Origin of the sequence: Kushneria halocnemicola, assembly GCF_965650455.1 — a bacterium.
In the GTDB taxonomy this organism is placed as follows: Bacteria; Pseudomonadota; Gammaproteobacteria; order Pseudomonadales; family Halomonadaceae; genus Kushneria.
On the sequence record NZ_OZ287968.1, the window covers coordinates 490,343 to 504,752 of the forward strand.

The window sequence follows — 14,410 nt, forward strand, 5'->3', positions numbered from 1 at the left end:
TCATGACACCGTGTATCAGCTCATTGCATATCTACCCGGTCAAGTCACTGGCCGGTATCGACCTGTCCCGGTCGGTACTGACTGCTGAAGGGCTGATGCATGATCGACGCTGGGTCATTACCGATGACAACGGTGAGTTCATGACCCAGCGCAGCTGTGCGCGCATGGCCACGCTGGTGCCCGCCATCGATGCGCATCATCTGGTGCTTAAGGCACCCGACCGGCGCCATCTTTTCCTCGCGCTCACGCCCCCGGATGTGGCGCCTTCGCGGGTTCGCATTTTCGGTAACGAGTGTCAGGGCCTTGATGAGGGGGACGAAGCGGCCCGGTGGCTGAGCGACTTTTTCGAGCGGCCCGTGAGACTCAAGCGGGTGCCTCGTGACAATCAGCGCCGCGTCAGCCCGGAATGTCTGGGCGAGCATGTGGCGCATACCGGCTTTGCCGATGGCTACCCGCTGCTGGTGGCGTCCACCTCGTCGCTGGCAGCCCTCAATGCCCGTCTTGAGGCGCGCTCGCTGGCGGCGATTCCCATGTCCCGGTTTCGACCCAACATTGTTATTGAGGGGGCACCGGCCTTTGCCGAGCATGGCAGTACCACTCTTGCCGGCGAGAACCTGTCGCTGTGGCTGTGCCAACCCTGCAAGCGCTGTCGGATTACCACCATCAATCAGTGCAGTGGTGACATCGCCGTGCCCGGTGAGCCCTTGAAAACGCTCACAACGATGGATCATGTGGCGGACACAGGGGCCTTTTTCGGCGAAAACGCGGTGGTCATGCAGGGCGATGGGCAGCTGCTTTATACAGGTATGCCGATACGGATGGGCTAGTCAAAAGCATCGCCAAATACGCAGGCTTTGTTATGCTGTGGCCGTTTTGCCGAGTGTGCGATACACGAGCGCTGTCTGCCTCGGCATCCATGGATCATTCCAACGAGAGATATCATGAAAAATACAATCCTGTATCTGGCACTGGGGATGGGCGTAGGGCTTGGCACTCTCTCGGGGCAGGTACTTGCCGCCAAAAGCCCGGCGCTCGAGCGTGCCGAGCAGGCCGCAAGCCGGGTCGATGTTTCCGGTGCCATCCAGCGCGATACGGATTCCATGAGTCGGTCCATCTATCTGGGCTCGAAGCCGGTGTCGCACGATTTCGATGTCAGCCAGGGCGGTGACTATCTCATCGAAGCGCGCGCCTTTCACGGCACGTCGGGGCTTTATGAAGTCAATGCCGAGCTGCGTGATGACAGCGGTCAAACGCTGGCCACAGCCAGCGGCAACGATCAGACCAATGGGTTGATGATTCGCCATCAGCTCGAGCCGGGCACCTATCATATGGTGATTACCGGTCGAAACCGCAGTCCGGCTCGTGACCAGACCCAGTCCGTGACCGTCTCCGTTCAGCGCGCCGACGCCAGCGTGCGTGGCGAGGGGCTGGCCGATGCCAATCGCATCGAGCGGCTGGGCAGTACAAGCGCGGCGGCGGCCGGGAACAATGCCGACACGCCGGCGCGGCTCGGTCGTGATGGCGCCGTTCAGGGTGATGCCACGGCAGCCGGTACCGGTGCATCGCAGCGCAGCGCCAGTGTAGTGACCGGCCCCGGTGAGACGCGTCCGCAGCCCGGCCCTTCCGGTCGTGCGCTGGAGCAGGCCGCTCGGTCGGAGACGGTGGAAGAGGGCGATGGCCTGACGGCAGGCCAGGGCGACGTCAATGCCACCCGCAACAGCGAACAGGTGTCTACACAAGGCTCAGGCGAGGCGCGTGCGGACCGTTCAGCCGGGGCAGACGAGAACACCTCGCCCATTCGCGAGCGCATCCTGCGTGACGTGCCCATGCGCACCAATGGTGAAGTCCTCAAGTTTGAAGTGGTCTCTGCCGGTGTCGTCACCGTTGACAGCTTTACGATGGACTCCAGCGGTAACTACCGCATCTCCGGAGAGCTTGTCGACAGCAACGATAACGTCGTGGCCAGCGACAGCGGCAGCGGTTTCCAGGGCGATTTCCACATCCGTGAATCCCTGGAGCCCGGCATTTACAGCGTGCGCGTGCGCGGACAGAAGTTCGGTGGCGTACGCGGCGGTGCCAACAACTTCACACTGCGCATCGAACAGCCCGGTAACTGATCTCTCCTGCTTGGCCCGGGGCAGTTCCCGGGCCGGGTCCATTCGCTTTCAAGGACACGTCTTTCATGTACAAGGCCGCTCGTGCGCTGCTGTTTCGTCTCGACCCTGAAACGGCCCATGGCCTGACGCTGTCATCGCTGGATCTGGCACATCGTCTTCATCTACAGCGTGCGCTGGTCTCTTCTCCGATTGAGGACCCGGTCACGTTGATGGGGCTTCGCTTTGCCAATCGGGTCGGGCTTGCCGCCGGGCTGGACAAAAACGCCGAGCATCTCGATGCGCTGGGCGCACTGGGGTTTGGCTTTGTGGAAGTCGGTACGGTGACGCCCCGGGCGCAATCCGGCAATCCCGCGCCGCGGTTGTTTCGTCTGCCCGAGCACGGCGCGATCATCAACCGCATGGGTTTTAACAATCAGGGTGTCGATCAGCTGGTGGCCAATGTGGCCCGCAGCCGCTATGACGGCGTCATCGGCATCAATATCGGCAAGAATCTGACCACCCCGGTCGAGCAGGCAGTAGACGACTACCTGACCTGTCTGCGGGCCGTGCACAGCCACGCCGATTATGTGACCGTCAATATCTCCTCGCCCAACACGCCCGGGCTTCGCAGCCTGCAGTTTGGCGAGCATCTCAATGCGCTTTTGTCGGCACTGCAACAGGAAAACCGGTCGCTTAACCAGCGCCATGGTCGGCAGGTGCCGCTGGCGGTCAAGATTGCGCCCGACATGAGCGAGCCGGAGACGGATCTGGTGGCGGCGTGTCTGAGAGACTGTGAGGTGGAGGCGGTTATTGCGACCAACACGACCGTCAGCCGCGACGCCATTTCAGGCAGTACCCACGCCGATGAGACTGGCGGGCTGTCAGGACGTCCGGTGAGGACGGCCTCCACGACGATCGTCAGGCGCTTGCGCGAAAGGCTTGCGGACATCACCATTGTCGGCGTTGGCGGCATCGATTGTGGCGAGGCGGCCGTGGAAAAGCGTCAGGCCGGTGCCGATCTGGTGCAGCTCTATAGCGGTCTGATCTTTGAGGGCCCGGCACTGGTCAAACAGTGCGCCCAGGCGCTGAAGGATATTTCCTGAGCAGAGTTGCCAAAAGTTCGAAGAAGAGCGGGAAGGAGCATGCAAGACCGGGCACGCTGATGACGTACCCGGATGTCATGTCATGCGATGGGCTCAATGGTACCGAGGCGGATCAGGTCGTCGCCATCGGATTGACGTGCAGACCCGAGACCCCTGTCATGCCGGACCATTGCGCTTCACGGCCTTCACGCCAGCCGCTCATCCAGGACTCGCGCATTTCGATACCCTGACTGGGGCAGTCATCTCTGGAACGTCCGGTCACACCGGCCTTGTAACCACTGACATAGGCTTTCTGGAAGGGATCACGTTTCTGTCTTTTCATTGGATAACCTCGCTTCACACAAAATAGTGTTTCGTCCCGTGGCAATGGCCGTACCACTACCGCAGGGGTCGTAGGTTGACAGCGATCGTGCGATCTTTCGTAGCTACCCCTATACCTTTACAGCAGCGGCCGGATGCTGTCGAAAATCGTTTTCATCTAAGCAAATCGCTTATTAATCTTTTCAGGAATATGACACCGCATGATGCCCTCCAGCACTGACCATTTACCGGATACGGCTCATGAGGAGCTCTCCTTTCTTGCCACCTGTCCGCGCAGCATGGAAACCCTGCTCTCCGAGGAGCTGACCGGACTGGGTGCCAACATCGCGCGCACCAGCGTCTCAAGCGTACACGGCAGTGCCACTCGCGATGTGCTTTACCGCCTGTGTCTGTGGTCACGACTGGCCAACCGCATCATCCTTGTGGCCGGTCGTTTCGAGGACGTGGAAGATGGCCCGTCGCTGGTGGCGGCCTCCCACAGCATCGAGTGGCAAACCCTGATCGCGCCTGGTGCCAGCCTGCGCGTCGATTTTCACGGTGAAAGCGCCCAAATTCGCCACACCCGCTTCGGGGCGCAGTGCGTCAAGGATGGCGTGGTGGATCGTTTTCAGGATCATGGCCTGGCGCGACCGACCATTGATCCGGGGGCGGCTGATCTGCGTCTTTACGCGCATCTGCATCGTGGCCGGCTGGTGCTGGGCATCGATCTCTCCGGCGACAGCCTGCATCTGCGCGGCTATCGGCTGGAGGGCGCCAACGCGCCACTCAAGGAGAACCTGGCCGCCGCACTGCTGGTCCGCGCCGGCTGGCCGGCACGTGCCACTCGGGGAGAAAGCCTTTTTGACCCGATGTGCGGCTCGGGAACGCTTCTGATCGAGGCGACGCTGATGGCCTGTGACGTGGCGCCCAACCTGGCGCGTCCGCGTTTTGGCTTTCACGGCTGGGCCGGACACGACGACACGCTCTGGCAGGAAGTTCACGGTGAGGCAGCGCATCGGGCGCGCGTCGGCCGGCGCGAATGCCGGTTGACCCTGTGTGGTCGTGACCACAATCAACGGGCTATCGAGGCGGCCCGTGCCAACGCCGGCCGCGCCGGGGTCGAACAGCTTTTACACCTTGAGTATGCCGATGCGTTGTCAGCGCCTCCGACAATGGCGCCCGGGCTGGTGATCACCAATCCGCCCTACGGTGAGCGTCTTGGGGAGCTGCCGGCACTGATCAGTCTCTATCAGGGGCTGGGTGCGCTGCTGCGCGAGCATTTTGTCGGCTGGTCGGTGGCGCTTTTGACCGGGGACCCGAAGCTCGGCCACCGACTGGGCATGAAAGCCCATCGTCAGTACGCCTTCAAAAACGGCAGTCTGGACACCAAGCTGTTGCTGATCGACGTGCACGAGCGGGCGCGTCCGGAAAGGCAGGAGAACGAACAGGAACAGCGGGCGACACAGGAAAGCGACAATGCCGGCGCCGTGACCCACTCGGCCGGGGCGCAGATGTTTGCCAACCGGCTCAGGAAAAACCAGAAGCGTCTGTCGAAATGGCTCAAGCGCTCGGGCGTCGAGTGCTACCGCCTTTATGACGCGGACATGCCCGAATACGCACTCGCCATCGATATCTATGGGGCCTGGGTGCACGTGCAGGAGTACGCCGCGCCGCGCTCGATCGATGCCGGTCAGGCCGAGCGCCGTTTGCTGGAAGCGGTCGGCGTGCTGCCGGAAGTGCTGAACGTTTCGGCGGACTACATCTTTTTGAAACGCCGTGAGCGTCAGTCGGGACGGGCGCAGTACGAGCGCCGCGACAGCACCGGTCAGCGCTTTCAGGTAGGTGAGGGCAGCGCGAAACTCTGGGTCAATCTGCGCGACTATCTGGATACGGGGCTTTTTCTGGATCATCGCCCCGTGCGGCGCTGGCTGTTCGAGAACGCCGCCGGCAAGCGGGTGCTCAATCTCTTTTGCTATACCGCCACGGCCAGCGTTCAGGCCGCGCTGGGTGGGGCAAGCGAAAGCCTGAGCATCGACATGTCCAACACCTACCTGGGCTGGGCCGAAGACAACTTTCGACTCAATCGGCTCGACATGTCACGCCACCGGCTGATGCGTGAAGACTGCATGGCCTGGCTTGAGCGAACGGGGCCGCAGTTTGATCTCATCTTCATGGACCCGCCGACGTTTTCCAATTCCAAGAAAATGGACAACGTGCTGGATATCCAGCGTGATCATGCCCACATGATCGACCGTGCCATGGCGCATCTGGCACCGGGCGGCACGCTGTTGTTTTCCAATAACCTGCGCCGTTTCAAAATGGATGAGAGCGTCAGCGAGCGCTTTGAAGTGAAGGCGCTGTCAAAGCAGATGCTGGATCCGGATTTCGAGCGGCGCCCTGATATTCATCACGTCTATCAGATTCGCCATCAAACGGATTAATGGGCGTCCAGCAGGGAGAGCTGGCGCACGGCGTCCCGGGCTTCAGGGGCGTCGTCGCTGGTTTCGAGCACCTTGGTAAACCCGCGCAGACGCTGGATATGGTCCACATCGCTGACCCAGGTCATGGCCTGGGTATAGTCTTCGGCCAGCGCGTGCTGGATGCCGCCGTAGGCGGTGCCGGTCTGTCCCCAGGCGCGGACAAAGATCCAGTCGCCGAACATGTCCTGATGAACGTGTACCAGCACGTAGTCATGGTCGCTTTCCCAGCGGATGATCAAGGCAGCGCTCCTGTGTAGTATTGGATACGAGGAAGATGAAGGCAGTGCTGGCGTTGACGCCGACAGGGCGCCGATTGTAACGGTCACGGGCGTTTCGACAAAGCAGAGCACGCCGGCGGTCGTTCAGGGCGGGTGTGTTATTCATTCATGGCAGTGCAGGTATCGATTGAATCATGCGTATTGTGGCAGATGAGAATATTCCGCTGGCCGAAGCCTTTTTTGCGGATTACGGCGAGCTGATACGGCTGCCCGGACGCGAGATGAGCCGTGAGCAGGTCCGTGATGCCGATATCCTGCTGGTGCGTTCGGTAACGCGCGTCAACGCCGAGCTGCTGGAAGGCTCGCGCGTAAAGTTTGTGGGCACCGCGACCATCGGGTGCGATCACGTGGATCAGGACTGGCTGGCGGAGCAGGGCATCGGGTTTGCCAGCGCGCCGGGCTGTAACGCTGATTCTGTCGGCGACTATGTGATCTCGACACTGCTGCTGCTCGGCGAGCAGGACGGCGTCGCACTCACCGACCGGCTGGTCGGCGTCGTGGGCGCCGGCAACGTGGGTGGACGACTGGTCGAGCGGCTTCGGTCGCTGGGTATCCGCTGTCTGGTCTGTGATCCGCCGCGCGCCGAGCAGGAGGGCAGTGAGGGCTTCACCAGCCTTGAATCACTGATCGAGCAGGTTGATGTGGTCTCGGTACACACACCGCTGATTCGCGGGGGAGACCACCCCACGCATCACCTGCTTGGCGAGCAGCATATCGAGGCGCTGCGGACCGATCAGATCCTGATCAGCGCTGGCCGTGGCGACTGCGTGGATGGTCAGGCACTCAAGGTCCGGCTTGAACGCGACCCCGACCTGCGTGCGGTGCTGGATGTGTGGGAAAACGAGCCCGATATCGATGAAGCGCTGTATCGCCTGGCCACCATTGCCACACCGCATGTGGCAGGTTACAGCCTGGATGGCAAGCTGCGGGGCACCGAGATGCTGTATCAGGCCATGAGCCGACATTTTGGTCTACCGGTACGCAAGCGGCTGGGTCAGCTCAAGCCCGAGAACTGGCTGCGCCGCATTGCCATTTCCCGCCGCGCTCCTCCACAGGAAGCGCTGCTGCTGTGTGCGCGTACCTGCTATGACGTGCGCCGTGACGCGCTATTATTCGAGCGCTATCGACGCCAGTACGGCATGGCGAAGGGATTTGATCTGATGCGCCGCGAATACCCGTCGCGTCGCGAGTTCTCAACGCTTCGAGTCGAGCTCAAGCACAGCGCCGGCGCAGTGCGAGACGTGCTGGAAAATGCAGGCTTTGCCATACGCTCACCGCGCAAGTAATTGATCTGACAGATCGTGGTGCGATTCTCACCGCAAACGGTCGAGATTTTTGCGTTGACGCCAGCGCTCGATTCGGTCAGGGATGAAAAAACGCGCAGAAATGGAAGTGCTTGATGTCCTGCGTCGGCAGGCGCCGACGTGGGTAGCATCACTACGGTGTATGGCCCTCAACCTGAAAACAGGCAATGTCCATGAACATCCAGTATCGGCCCGCCAGTGCTGACGACTTCGCTCGTGTCGTCGACATCTTCGTGACCAACATGAATGTTGCCATTTTCACCGCTGTCACTGATCAAACGGCTCTTCGCGACATGGCCATCATGTTTCTGGCGAAGGACTTTCAAAATGCAGACTACCTTCAGGTGGCCGAGTGTAATGACACTCTTTGCGGTGTCCTGATCGGCACGACCGACAGGGCCTCGCACAAAGCTGTCGACCTTGACGCCGAGCCGCTGGTCAAACACGCCCATGAGGCATTAACGCAGTCTGTCGCCGGGCGCCGGAATGGCCGCGCTGTGTTCGGCGAATTCCCCCATGGCCTTGAGCATGATGCAGCCATGCTGACTGTAGGCGTTTAGCCATTGGCCATGTGCCTCGGCCAGTGCGCTTGTCGCATGACTTTCAGGAGCGCTGGCCACAGCGATATCAAGGCTTTTGATAAAGCGCTGGTGGCGCGCGTCCAGCACCGTAAGGATCAACGCTTCCTTGGAGCTGAAGTGATTGTAGAGGGTCATGCGGACCACGCCGGCCGCTGACACGATGCGATCGATCCCGGTGGCGTGAAATCCCTGCTCATGAAAAAGCTGTTCGGCAGTGGTCAGCAAATGGTCACGTTTGGAAGCAGGCATGGGCAGTGTTTCCTGTATAGACCGATCTATATAAATTCGATGCAGGACCTCTGTCAAAACGTTATCCGCGGGTATCGACCAAAGAGATTTAATGCCTCATTAACGGGCGGTTGATACGACGAGCGGAGCGATGCGAACGCCATGAAACGACCATAAAAAAGGCCTCGCCAGAGGGCGGGCCTTTTTGTGTCAGCTGCAGCGTATGACCTGGCTGTTACTGCTGGTAGGCTGCCTTTTTCAAAGCTGCGATGCGATCGTCCAGCGGGGGGTGGCTGGCGAAGAGCTTTTCCATGATCTTGCGGGTCTGGCCGGTGGTGATGGCAAAGGCGGTCAGGGAGTCCGGCATCTGATCGGGCATGTCCTGCTGCGCCTTGAGGCGTGCCAGGGCGTTGATCATGGCGCCGCTGCCGGCAAGCCTTGCTCCGGCCTCATCGGCGCGGTATTCACGATAGCGCGAAAACCAGGCAACGATCACCGAGGCTGCCAGACCAAATACGATCTCCAGCACCATGACCACGGCGAAATAGCCCATGAACCCCAGCCCGCCGCCGCTGTCATCACGACGCAGAAAGCTGTCCAGCAGCTGTGCGGCCACACGGGCAAAGAACATCACGAAGGTGTTCAAAACGCCCTGGATCAGTGACAGGGTGACCATGTCGCCGTTGGCCACGTGGCCGATCTCGTGGCCCAGAACGGCGCGAACTTCTTCGGGGCGCATCTGATTGAGCAGTCCGGCCGAGACGCACACCAGCGCGTCGTTCTTGTTCCAGCCGGTGGCAAAGGCGTTGGCCTGCTGCGCCGGGAAGACACCTACTTCAGGCATCTTGATACCGGCATCGCGGGAAAGCTCGGCGACGGTGTCGTAAAGCCACTGCTCGTTGGCATTGCTCGGGCGGTCAATGATCTGGGCCTTCGTGCTCCACTTGGCCATCTTTTTGGACAGCAGTAGCGATACCAGCGAGCCGGCCATGCCGAACACAAAACAAAATATCAGCAGCGAGGTCATGTTGAGCCCGCTGCCGGCAAGATAACTCTCCACGCCAAGAAGGCGCAGCGTGATGCTTGCCACCAGCACTACTGCCAGGTTGGTGGCAAGAAAGAGGACGATCCTCATCATGACCGGTGGTCTCCGTTGAAATGATATGTCAATTGGCCGCCCGTCCAGCGGGGGCGCGGCAGGCGCCAGCGACAGCCCTTAGATAAGTGCTGGCGCCGGGAGTTTCAATCACGCCTTAAGCATCGTTTAGGTGATCACGCCTGACGACGGCGGGCGAGGAACCGCCCCAGCCGGTCGATGGCGTCTTCAAGCTGATCGGCCCAGGGCAGCGTCACGATGCGAAGATGATCGGGCGTGGGCCAGTTGAACGCCGTACCCTGCACCAGCAGCATCTTCTCTTCGAGCAGCAGATCCAGTACCAGCTGCTGATCATCCTTGATGTCGTACATGGCCGGGTCGAGCCGCGGGAACATGTAAAGCGCACCGTGGGGCTTCACGCAGCTCACACCGGGGATCTCGTTGAGCTTCTCCCAGGCCGTGTCACGCTGAGCCAGCAGCCGGCCGCCGGGCAGGACCAGATCGTTGATCGACTGATAGCCACCCAGCGCCGTCTGAATGGCGTGCTGTGCCGGCACGTTGGCACACAGTCGCATGGAGGCCAGCATGTCCAGGCCCTGGATGTAGTCCCGGGCATGACGCTTTTCACCCGAGACGATCATCCAGCCGGCGCGAAAACCGGCGCAGCGATAGCTCTTGGACAGCCCGTTCATGGTAATGATCAAAAGATCATCGGCCAGCGACGCCGTCGGGGTATGAAAGGCGCCGTCGTAGAGAATCTTGTCGTAGATCTCGTCGGAGAAGACGATCAGGCCGTGCTCGCGTGCCACCTGCAGCACGTTTTCGATGACCTGCCTTGAGTAGACGGCGCCGGTCGGGTTGTTGGGATTGATCAGCACGAGTGCCCGGGTGCGGGCCGTGACCTTTTGTCGAATATCCTCGATATCCGGCTCCCAGCCCTGACTCTCGTCGCAGAGGTAATGAACGGCCCGGCCGCTGGCGAGATTGGCGGCGGCCGTCCAGAGCGGGTAATCGGGCGCCGGTACCAGTACCTCGTCGCCGTCATCGAGAAGAGCCTGCATGGCCATGACGATCATCTCGGAGACGCCGTTGCCGACATAGATGTCCTCGATGCCTACCCCTTCGACCCGGTTGCGCTGGCACTCCTGCATGATGGCCTTGCGCGCCGAATAGAGGCCTTTTGAATCGCAGTAGCCCTGCGCGGTGGGCAGGTTGCGCATGACATCCTGCAGGATCTCTTCGGGCGCCTCAAAACCAAAGGGTGCAGGGTTGCCGATATTGAGCTTCAGGATGCGATGCCCCTCATCCTCGAGCCGTTTGGCGTGCTCAAGTACCGGACCGCGAATGTCGTAGGAGACGTGGTCGAGCTTGTGGGATTTTTTGATCGGCGTGGTCATGCTGCTCAAGGGGTCCGCTGAAATGAAAGGGGACAGCCGTCGGCCGGCAGAGCGGCCTCGGTGGTTCTGCCATAACCATGAAAAATGACAGACATCAAAGGGTGCCTGTCATTTCAGCATACCGCGCCGTCTGCCCGTGATGCCATCGCTGTATCACGGGGCTGACATTACTGTTCGCCAAGGGCGTCATCGTCGAGAAAGTTTTCCCCTTTATTGAAGCGCTCGCGTTCGGCACGCATGGCTTCAATGCCTGCTTCATCGGGGATGTCGGTGGGCGTTTCCAGCGAAATGGGGCCCAGTTTGCCGCCGCGCAGATCCATCAGCAGCACCTCGGCGCCGCGATGCATATCGACTTCGCCACCGGCACGCAGGCCACCGCGACGGGTGGCAATCTCACGCACAATGGATTCACCGGTATCGCCCAGGGCGTCCAGCTTGTAGCGCGATCGAAGGGCGTCGGGATAACGCGCCGCCAGCGCCAGTGCTGCCACGGAGGCCACATCGACGTATTCCAGCGCGGTATCACGAATGGCACCGCTGGCGGCCAGTCGGTAGGCGCTGTTTTGATCTTCGATGCGCGGCCAGAGCACGCCGGGTGTATCGGTCAGGGCAATGCGCTGACCGATGCGGATCTTCTGCTGTCGTTTGGTGACGGCCGGCTCGTTGCCCGTTTTGGCAATTTTCTTGCCGGCGAGCGTGTTGATCAGGGTGGATTTCCCGACGTTGGGGATACCCATCACCATGACGCGAACATCACGGTCTTCACGGATATGGCCGGCCAGCTCATGGCAGAGCTTGTAGAGCGGTTTGAGCGCTCGGGTGTCGGTGGTCACCACGGCCATGGCGCGCACATCGGGCTGGGCGTCAAAGTGCTCGATCCATTCCCGGGTGACGGCCGGGTCGGCCAGGTCGGCGCGCGAGAGCAGCTTGAGCGACGGCTTGTGACGAATCAGATCCCCCAGCATGGGGTTGGCGCTGGAGTAGGGCAGACGCGCGTCCAGCACCTCAATGACCACATCAATTTCGGGCAGGGCTTCGCTGATCTGGCGTCTGGCCTTGTTCATATGCCCGGGGAACCAGCCCAGCATAAATTTCTCCTGTTGCCATGCAGTTGGGCGGGCACACTGCGCGCACCGCGATGATGGCCGCGCAGTGTACCCTGTCAGACGTCGATGCCGAAGCGCTCGACGCGGCCATCACGATATCCCGGGCTATTCGCCCTGATGAAACGTCATGGCCACCGAGTTGATGCAGTAGCGCAGCCCGGTCGTATCACGCGGGCCATCAGGGAAGACGTGGCCCAGGTGGGCATCGCAGCGTCGGCAGGTGACCTCGATGCGGCGCATGCCCATGGTGTCATCGGTGTGCTCTTCCAGCGCGGCATCGGCCAGCGGCCGGTCGAAGCTCGGCCAGCCGCAGTGCGACTCGAACTTGTGCTCGTTTTCAAACAGCGGGGCATTGCAGCAGACGCAGTGATAGATGCCCTGGACGGGCTCGACCTGGTAGTCGCCGGTATAGGGGCGCTCGGTGCCCGCCTGACGGGTCACGCGATACTGCTCGTCGGTGAGCGCCTCGCGCCATTCGCTGTCGCTTTTGTGTACCTTTTCCATGACATTCTCCTCGGTCCTTGTTCATGCCAGCCAGACGGCTGCCCGGACAGGCCGGCATCCTATCAGGATAGAACGGCGCACGCCTGTCCGCGGCAGTGACATGAATCAAACCGTATCACTCATCGCTGTATCGGGTGACAGGATGCCATTTAGACGCTGGCGGCGCCGCCATCGCTTCGCGGGTCGTGGGCACTTTCCAGCAGACCGTCAGGATGGTGCACGATGGCACCGGCGTGGCCCATGGTGTCGGTAAAGGTCTCGGGCAGGACTTCCACGTCGTGGCCGGCCTGTTTGAGCTCGTTGACCAGTGGCGTGTAGACGCGCGACTCCAGCTTTAAATTGGTGCTGCTTTCGCCCCAGGTGCGCCCCAGCAGCCAGCGTGGTGCTGCGATCGCCTGCTGCAGCGGCATGCCGTGCAGGGCGTAGCGCGAGAAAATGGCGGCCTGGGTCTGCGGTTGGCCTTCACCCCCCATGGTGCCATAGACCATGGTGCGCCCATCCTTGAAGCGTGCCAGTGCCGGGTTGAGGGTATGAAACGGTTTACGCCCCGGCGCCAGGGCCCGCAGGTCCTCCGGGTCCAGCGAGAAGCTCACGCCCCGGTTTTGCCACAAAACGCCGCTTTCGGGCAGCACCACGCCGCTGCCGAACTCCCAGTAAAGGCTCTGGATAAAGCTGACCGAGCGGCCTTCGCTGTCGACCGTCCCCATCCAGATGGTGTCCCCGGGCTCGGGCGTGTGTGGCCAGGCCAGCGCCTTTTGCGGATCGATCATCGAGGCTTCACGATCCAGGCGTTCACTGCTTAAAAGCGTCTGGAGATTCGTTGTCATACGCTCGGGGTCGGTAATGTATTGATCCCGCAGTATAAAGGCGCGCTTGGTGGCCTCGACCAGACCGTGCAGATGGGCGAAGCCTTCGCCGCTGTCGATGTTGAGCCGCTCGTAAAGGCCCAGAATCATCAGCGAGGCCATGCCCTGGGTCGGTGCAGGCAGATTGTAGAGCGTGGCATTGTTGAGCTCGACTTCCAGCGGGGTGACCACCTGTGCCTGGTAGTCGTGAAAGTCCTGCAGGCGAAGCGGGCTGCCCAGCGACTCGAGATCCTTTGCCATGCTGCGGGCCAGCTCGCCGCGATAAAAATCATCGAGCCCGGCATCGGCAAGGCGTTGCAGCGTGGCGGCCAGACGTGGTTGGCGCAGACGCTGACCTTCACGAGGTATTTCACCGTTAATCAAAAAGGATTCGTTGAAGCCGGGGCTTTGTGACAGGCGCTCAAAATGTTTGCGTGCCAGCGCTTCCTGGCTTCTGGAGACAGCGATGCCCTGTTCGGCGTAACGAATGGCATCTCCCATGATAGTGCCCAGTGGCAAGGGTGTGCCCCAGTCTGCACCAATATCGAGCGCCTTTTGCCAGCCGCTGATGGTCCCTGCCATGGTCAGGGCAGCTTTGGGTCCCCGTTCCGGAATGCCTGGCTGCCCGGCGTAAAAGTCGGTGCTGGCAAGTCCGGCCGCGTTGCCACAGGCATCGATGGCCACCGGCGCCTTGCCGGGTTCACTGATCAGCCAGAAGCCGTCGCCACCCAGCGCGTTCATGTGCGGGTAGGCCACCGCGATGGCAGAGGCTGCCGCCACCATGGCCTCGATGGCATTGCCGCCCTGCTTGAGTATGTCGCGCCCGGCATTGGCCGCCAGGTGGTGTGGCGCGACACAGCTGCCGCCCCCGTAGCTTCGCTGTGTGTTGAAGGCCGCGGCGGGCTGGAAGTCGGTGGTGGCCGGCGCCTGTTGGTCGTCTCGGGGCTGCGCACTGCTCATTCGGGGAAATCCCATGGTCAGGCCTGCCGTGGTAGACGCGGCTGTAGCGCTTAAAAATCTTCGACGCGTAAAGGACATCAGGCACCTGCGTTTTGTGAGTGAGTTTCACTTGATGCAAAAAACGCGCCAGAT

Annotated in this window: 14 protein-coding genes; 5 read left to right on the forward strand and 9 right to left on the reverse strand. The window is 61.3% G+C overall.

Going from position 1 to position 14,410, the window contains the following annotated elements:
- Positions 1-2: 2 nt before the first annotated feature.
- From ACS92L_RS02060 to ACS92L_RS02070, 3 genes are all read left to right on the forward strand, one after another.
- Positions 3-827, forward strand: a complete 825-nt coding sequence (locus ACS92L_RS02060) for an MOSC domain-containing protein (RefSeq protein ID WP_438766684.1) — start codon at positions 3-5, stop codon at positions 825-827.
- A 114-nt stretch (positions 828-941) separates the two neighbouring features.
- On the forward strand, positions 942-2,117 hold the full coding sequence (locus tag ACS92L_RS02065; protein WP_438766686.1) for a hypothetical protein: 1,176 nt from the start codon (positions 942-944) through the stop codon (positions 2,115-2,117).
- A gap of 65 nt (positions 2,118-2,182) precedes the next feature.
- Positions 2,183-3,199 (forward strand): quinone-dependent dihydroorotate dehydrogenase, encoded by a 1,017-nt coding sequence (locus ACS92L_RS02070; RefSeq protein ID WP_438766687.1) that lies wholly within the window; start codon positions 2,183-2,185, stop codon positions 3,197-3,199.
- A gap of 112 nt (positions 3,200-3,311) precedes the next feature.
- Here ACS92L_RS02070 and rmf read toward each other — a convergent pair whose 3' ends face one another.
- Positions 3,312-3,521 carry a ribosome modulation factor gene (rmf, locus tag ACS92L_RS02075; RefSeq protein ID WP_086901243.1) on the reverse strand — a complete coding sequence of 70 codons (210 nt, stop codon included), beginning with the start codon at positions 3,519-3,521 and terminating at the stop codon, positions 3,312-3,314.
- Between the two features lie 202 nt (positions 3,522-3,723).
- Between rmf and rlmKL the strand changes: the two genes are divergently transcribed.
- On the forward strand, positions 3,724-5,940 hold the full coding sequence (rlmKL, locus tag ACS92L_RS02080) for a bifunctional 23S rRNA (guanine(2069)-N(7))-methyltransferase RlmK/23S rRNA (guanine(2445)-N(2))-methyltransferase RlmL (protein WP_438768383.1): 2,217 nt from the start codon (positions 3,724-3,726) through the stop codon (positions 5,938-5,940).
- Here rlmKL and ACS92L_RS02085 read toward each other — a convergent pair.
- Positions 5,937-6,218 (reverse strand): hypothetical protein, encoded by a 282-nt coding sequence (locus ACS92L_RS02085; protein WP_438766688.1) that lies wholly within the window; start codon positions 6,216-6,218, stop codon positions 5,937-5,939. The genes rlmKL and ACS92L_RS02085 overlap by 4 nt on opposite strands.
- Positions 6,219-6,391: 173 nt before the next feature.
- On the opposite strand from ACS92L_RS02085, the gene pdxB reads away from it, so the two are divergent.
- Entirely contained in the window at positions 6,392-7,543 is a 1,152-nt protein-coding gene (gene pdxB, locus ACS92L_RS02090; protein ID WP_438766689.1) for a 4-phosphoerythronate dehydrogenase PdxB, read from the forward strand.
- A 167-nt stretch (positions 7,544-7,710) separates the two neighbouring features.
- On the opposite strand, the gene ACS92L_RS02095 is transcribed toward pdxB, so the two are convergent.
- From ACS92L_RS02095 to ACS92L_RS02125, 7 genes are all read right to left on the reverse strand, one after another.
- Positions 7,711-8,013, reverse strand: a complete 303-nt coding sequence (locus ACS92L_RS02095; protein ID WP_438766690.1) for a hypothetical protein — start codon at positions 8,011-8,013, stop codon at positions 7,711-7,713.
- Positions 8,014-8,019: 6 nt separating this feature from the next.
- Positions 8,020-8,391 carry a TetR/AcrR family transcriptional regulator gene (locus ACS92L_RS02100; RefSeq protein ID WP_438766691.1) on the reverse strand — a complete coding sequence of 124 codons (372 nt, stop codon included), beginning with the start codon at positions 8,389-8,391 and terminating at the stop codon, positions 8,020-8,022.
- A gap of 214 nt (positions 8,392-8,605) precedes the next feature.
- On the reverse strand, positions 8,606-9,508 hold the full coding sequence (htpX, locus tag ACS92L_RS02105) for a protease HtpX (RefSeq protein WP_438766692.1): 903 nt from the start codon (positions 9,506-9,508) through the stop codon (positions 8,606-8,608).
- A 134-nt stretch (positions 9,509-9,642) separates the two neighbouring features.
- Positions 9,643-10,863, reverse strand: coding sequence for a pyridoxal phosphate-dependent aminotransferase (locus ACS92L_RS02110; RefSeq protein ID WP_438766693.1), 1,221 nt, complete (start codon positions 10,861-10,863; stop codon positions 9,643-9,645).
- Positions 10,864-11,030: 167 nt separating this feature from the next.
- A complete protein-coding gene (gene ylqF / locus ACS92L_RS02115; RefSeq protein WP_438766694.1) occupies positions 11,031-11,951 on the reverse strand; it encodes a ribosome biogenesis GTPase YlqF in 921 nt (306 codons plus the stop codon).
- Between the two features lie 123 nt (positions 11,952-12,074).
- Positions 12,075-12,473, reverse strand: coding sequence for a peptide-methionine (R)-S-oxide reductase MsrB (gene msrB, locus ACS92L_RS02120; RefSeq protein WP_438766695.1), 399 nt, complete (start codon positions 12,471-12,473; stop codon positions 12,075-12,077).
- Positions 12,474-12,622: 149 nt separating this feature from the next.
- Positions 12,623-14,278, reverse strand: coding sequence for a gamma-glutamyltransferase family protein (locus ACS92L_RS02125; RefSeq protein ID WP_438766696.1), 1,656 nt, complete (start codon positions 14,276-14,278; stop codon positions 12,623-12,625).
- Between the last annotated feature and the right edge of the window lie 132 nt (positions 14,279-14,410).

Coding starts and splice junctions, on each gene's coding strand:
- ACS92L_RS02060 (WP_438766684.1), top strand. CDS start 3: ATGACACCGTGTATCAGCTCATTGCATATCTACCCGGTCAAGTCACTG.
- ACS92L_RS02065 (WP_438766686.1), top strand. CDS start 942: ATGAAAAATACAATCCTGTATCTGGCACTGGGGATGGGCGTAGGGCTT.
- ACS92L_RS02070 (WP_438766687.1), top strand. CDS start 2,183: ATGTACAAGGCCGCTCGTGCGCTGCTGTTTCGTCTCGACCCTGAAACG.
- rmf (WP_086901243.1), bottom strand. CDS start 3,521: ATGAAAAGACAGAAACGTGATCCCTTCCAGAAAGCCTATGTCAGTGGT.
- rlmKL (WP_438768383.1), top strand. CDS start 3,724: ATGCCCTCCAGCACTGACCATTTACCGGATACGGCTCATGAGGAGCTC.
- pdxB (WP_438766689.1), top strand. CDS start 6,392: ATGCGTATTGTGGCAGATGAGAATATTCCGCTGGCCGAAGCCTTTTTT.
- ACS92L_RS02095 (WP_438766690.1), bottom strand. CDS start 8,013: ATGGGCGTGTTTGACCAGCGGCTCGGCGTCAAGGTCGACAGCTTTGTG.
- ACS92L_RS02100 (WP_438766691.1), bottom strand. CDS start 8,391: ATGCCTGCTTCCAAACGTGACCATTTGCTGACCACTGCCGAACAGCTT.
- htpX (WP_438766692.1), bottom strand. CDS start 9,508: ATGATGAGGATCGTCCTCTTTCTTGCCACCAACCTGGCAGTAGTGCTG.
- ACS92L_RS02110 (WP_438766693.1), bottom strand. CDS start 10,863: ATGACCACGCCGATCAAAAAATCCCACAAGCTCGACCACGTCTCCTAC.
- ylqF (WP_438766694.1), bottom strand. CDS start 11,951: ATGCTGGGCTGGTTCCCCGGGCATATGAACAAGGCCAGACGCCAGATC.
- msrB (WP_438766695.1), bottom strand. CDS start 12,473: ATGGAAAAGGTACACAAAAGCGACAGCGAATGGCGCGAGGCGCTCACC.
- ACS92L_RS02125 (WP_438766696.1), bottom strand. CDS start 14,278: ATGAGCAGTGCGCAGCCCCGAGACGACCAACAGGCGCCGGCCACCACC.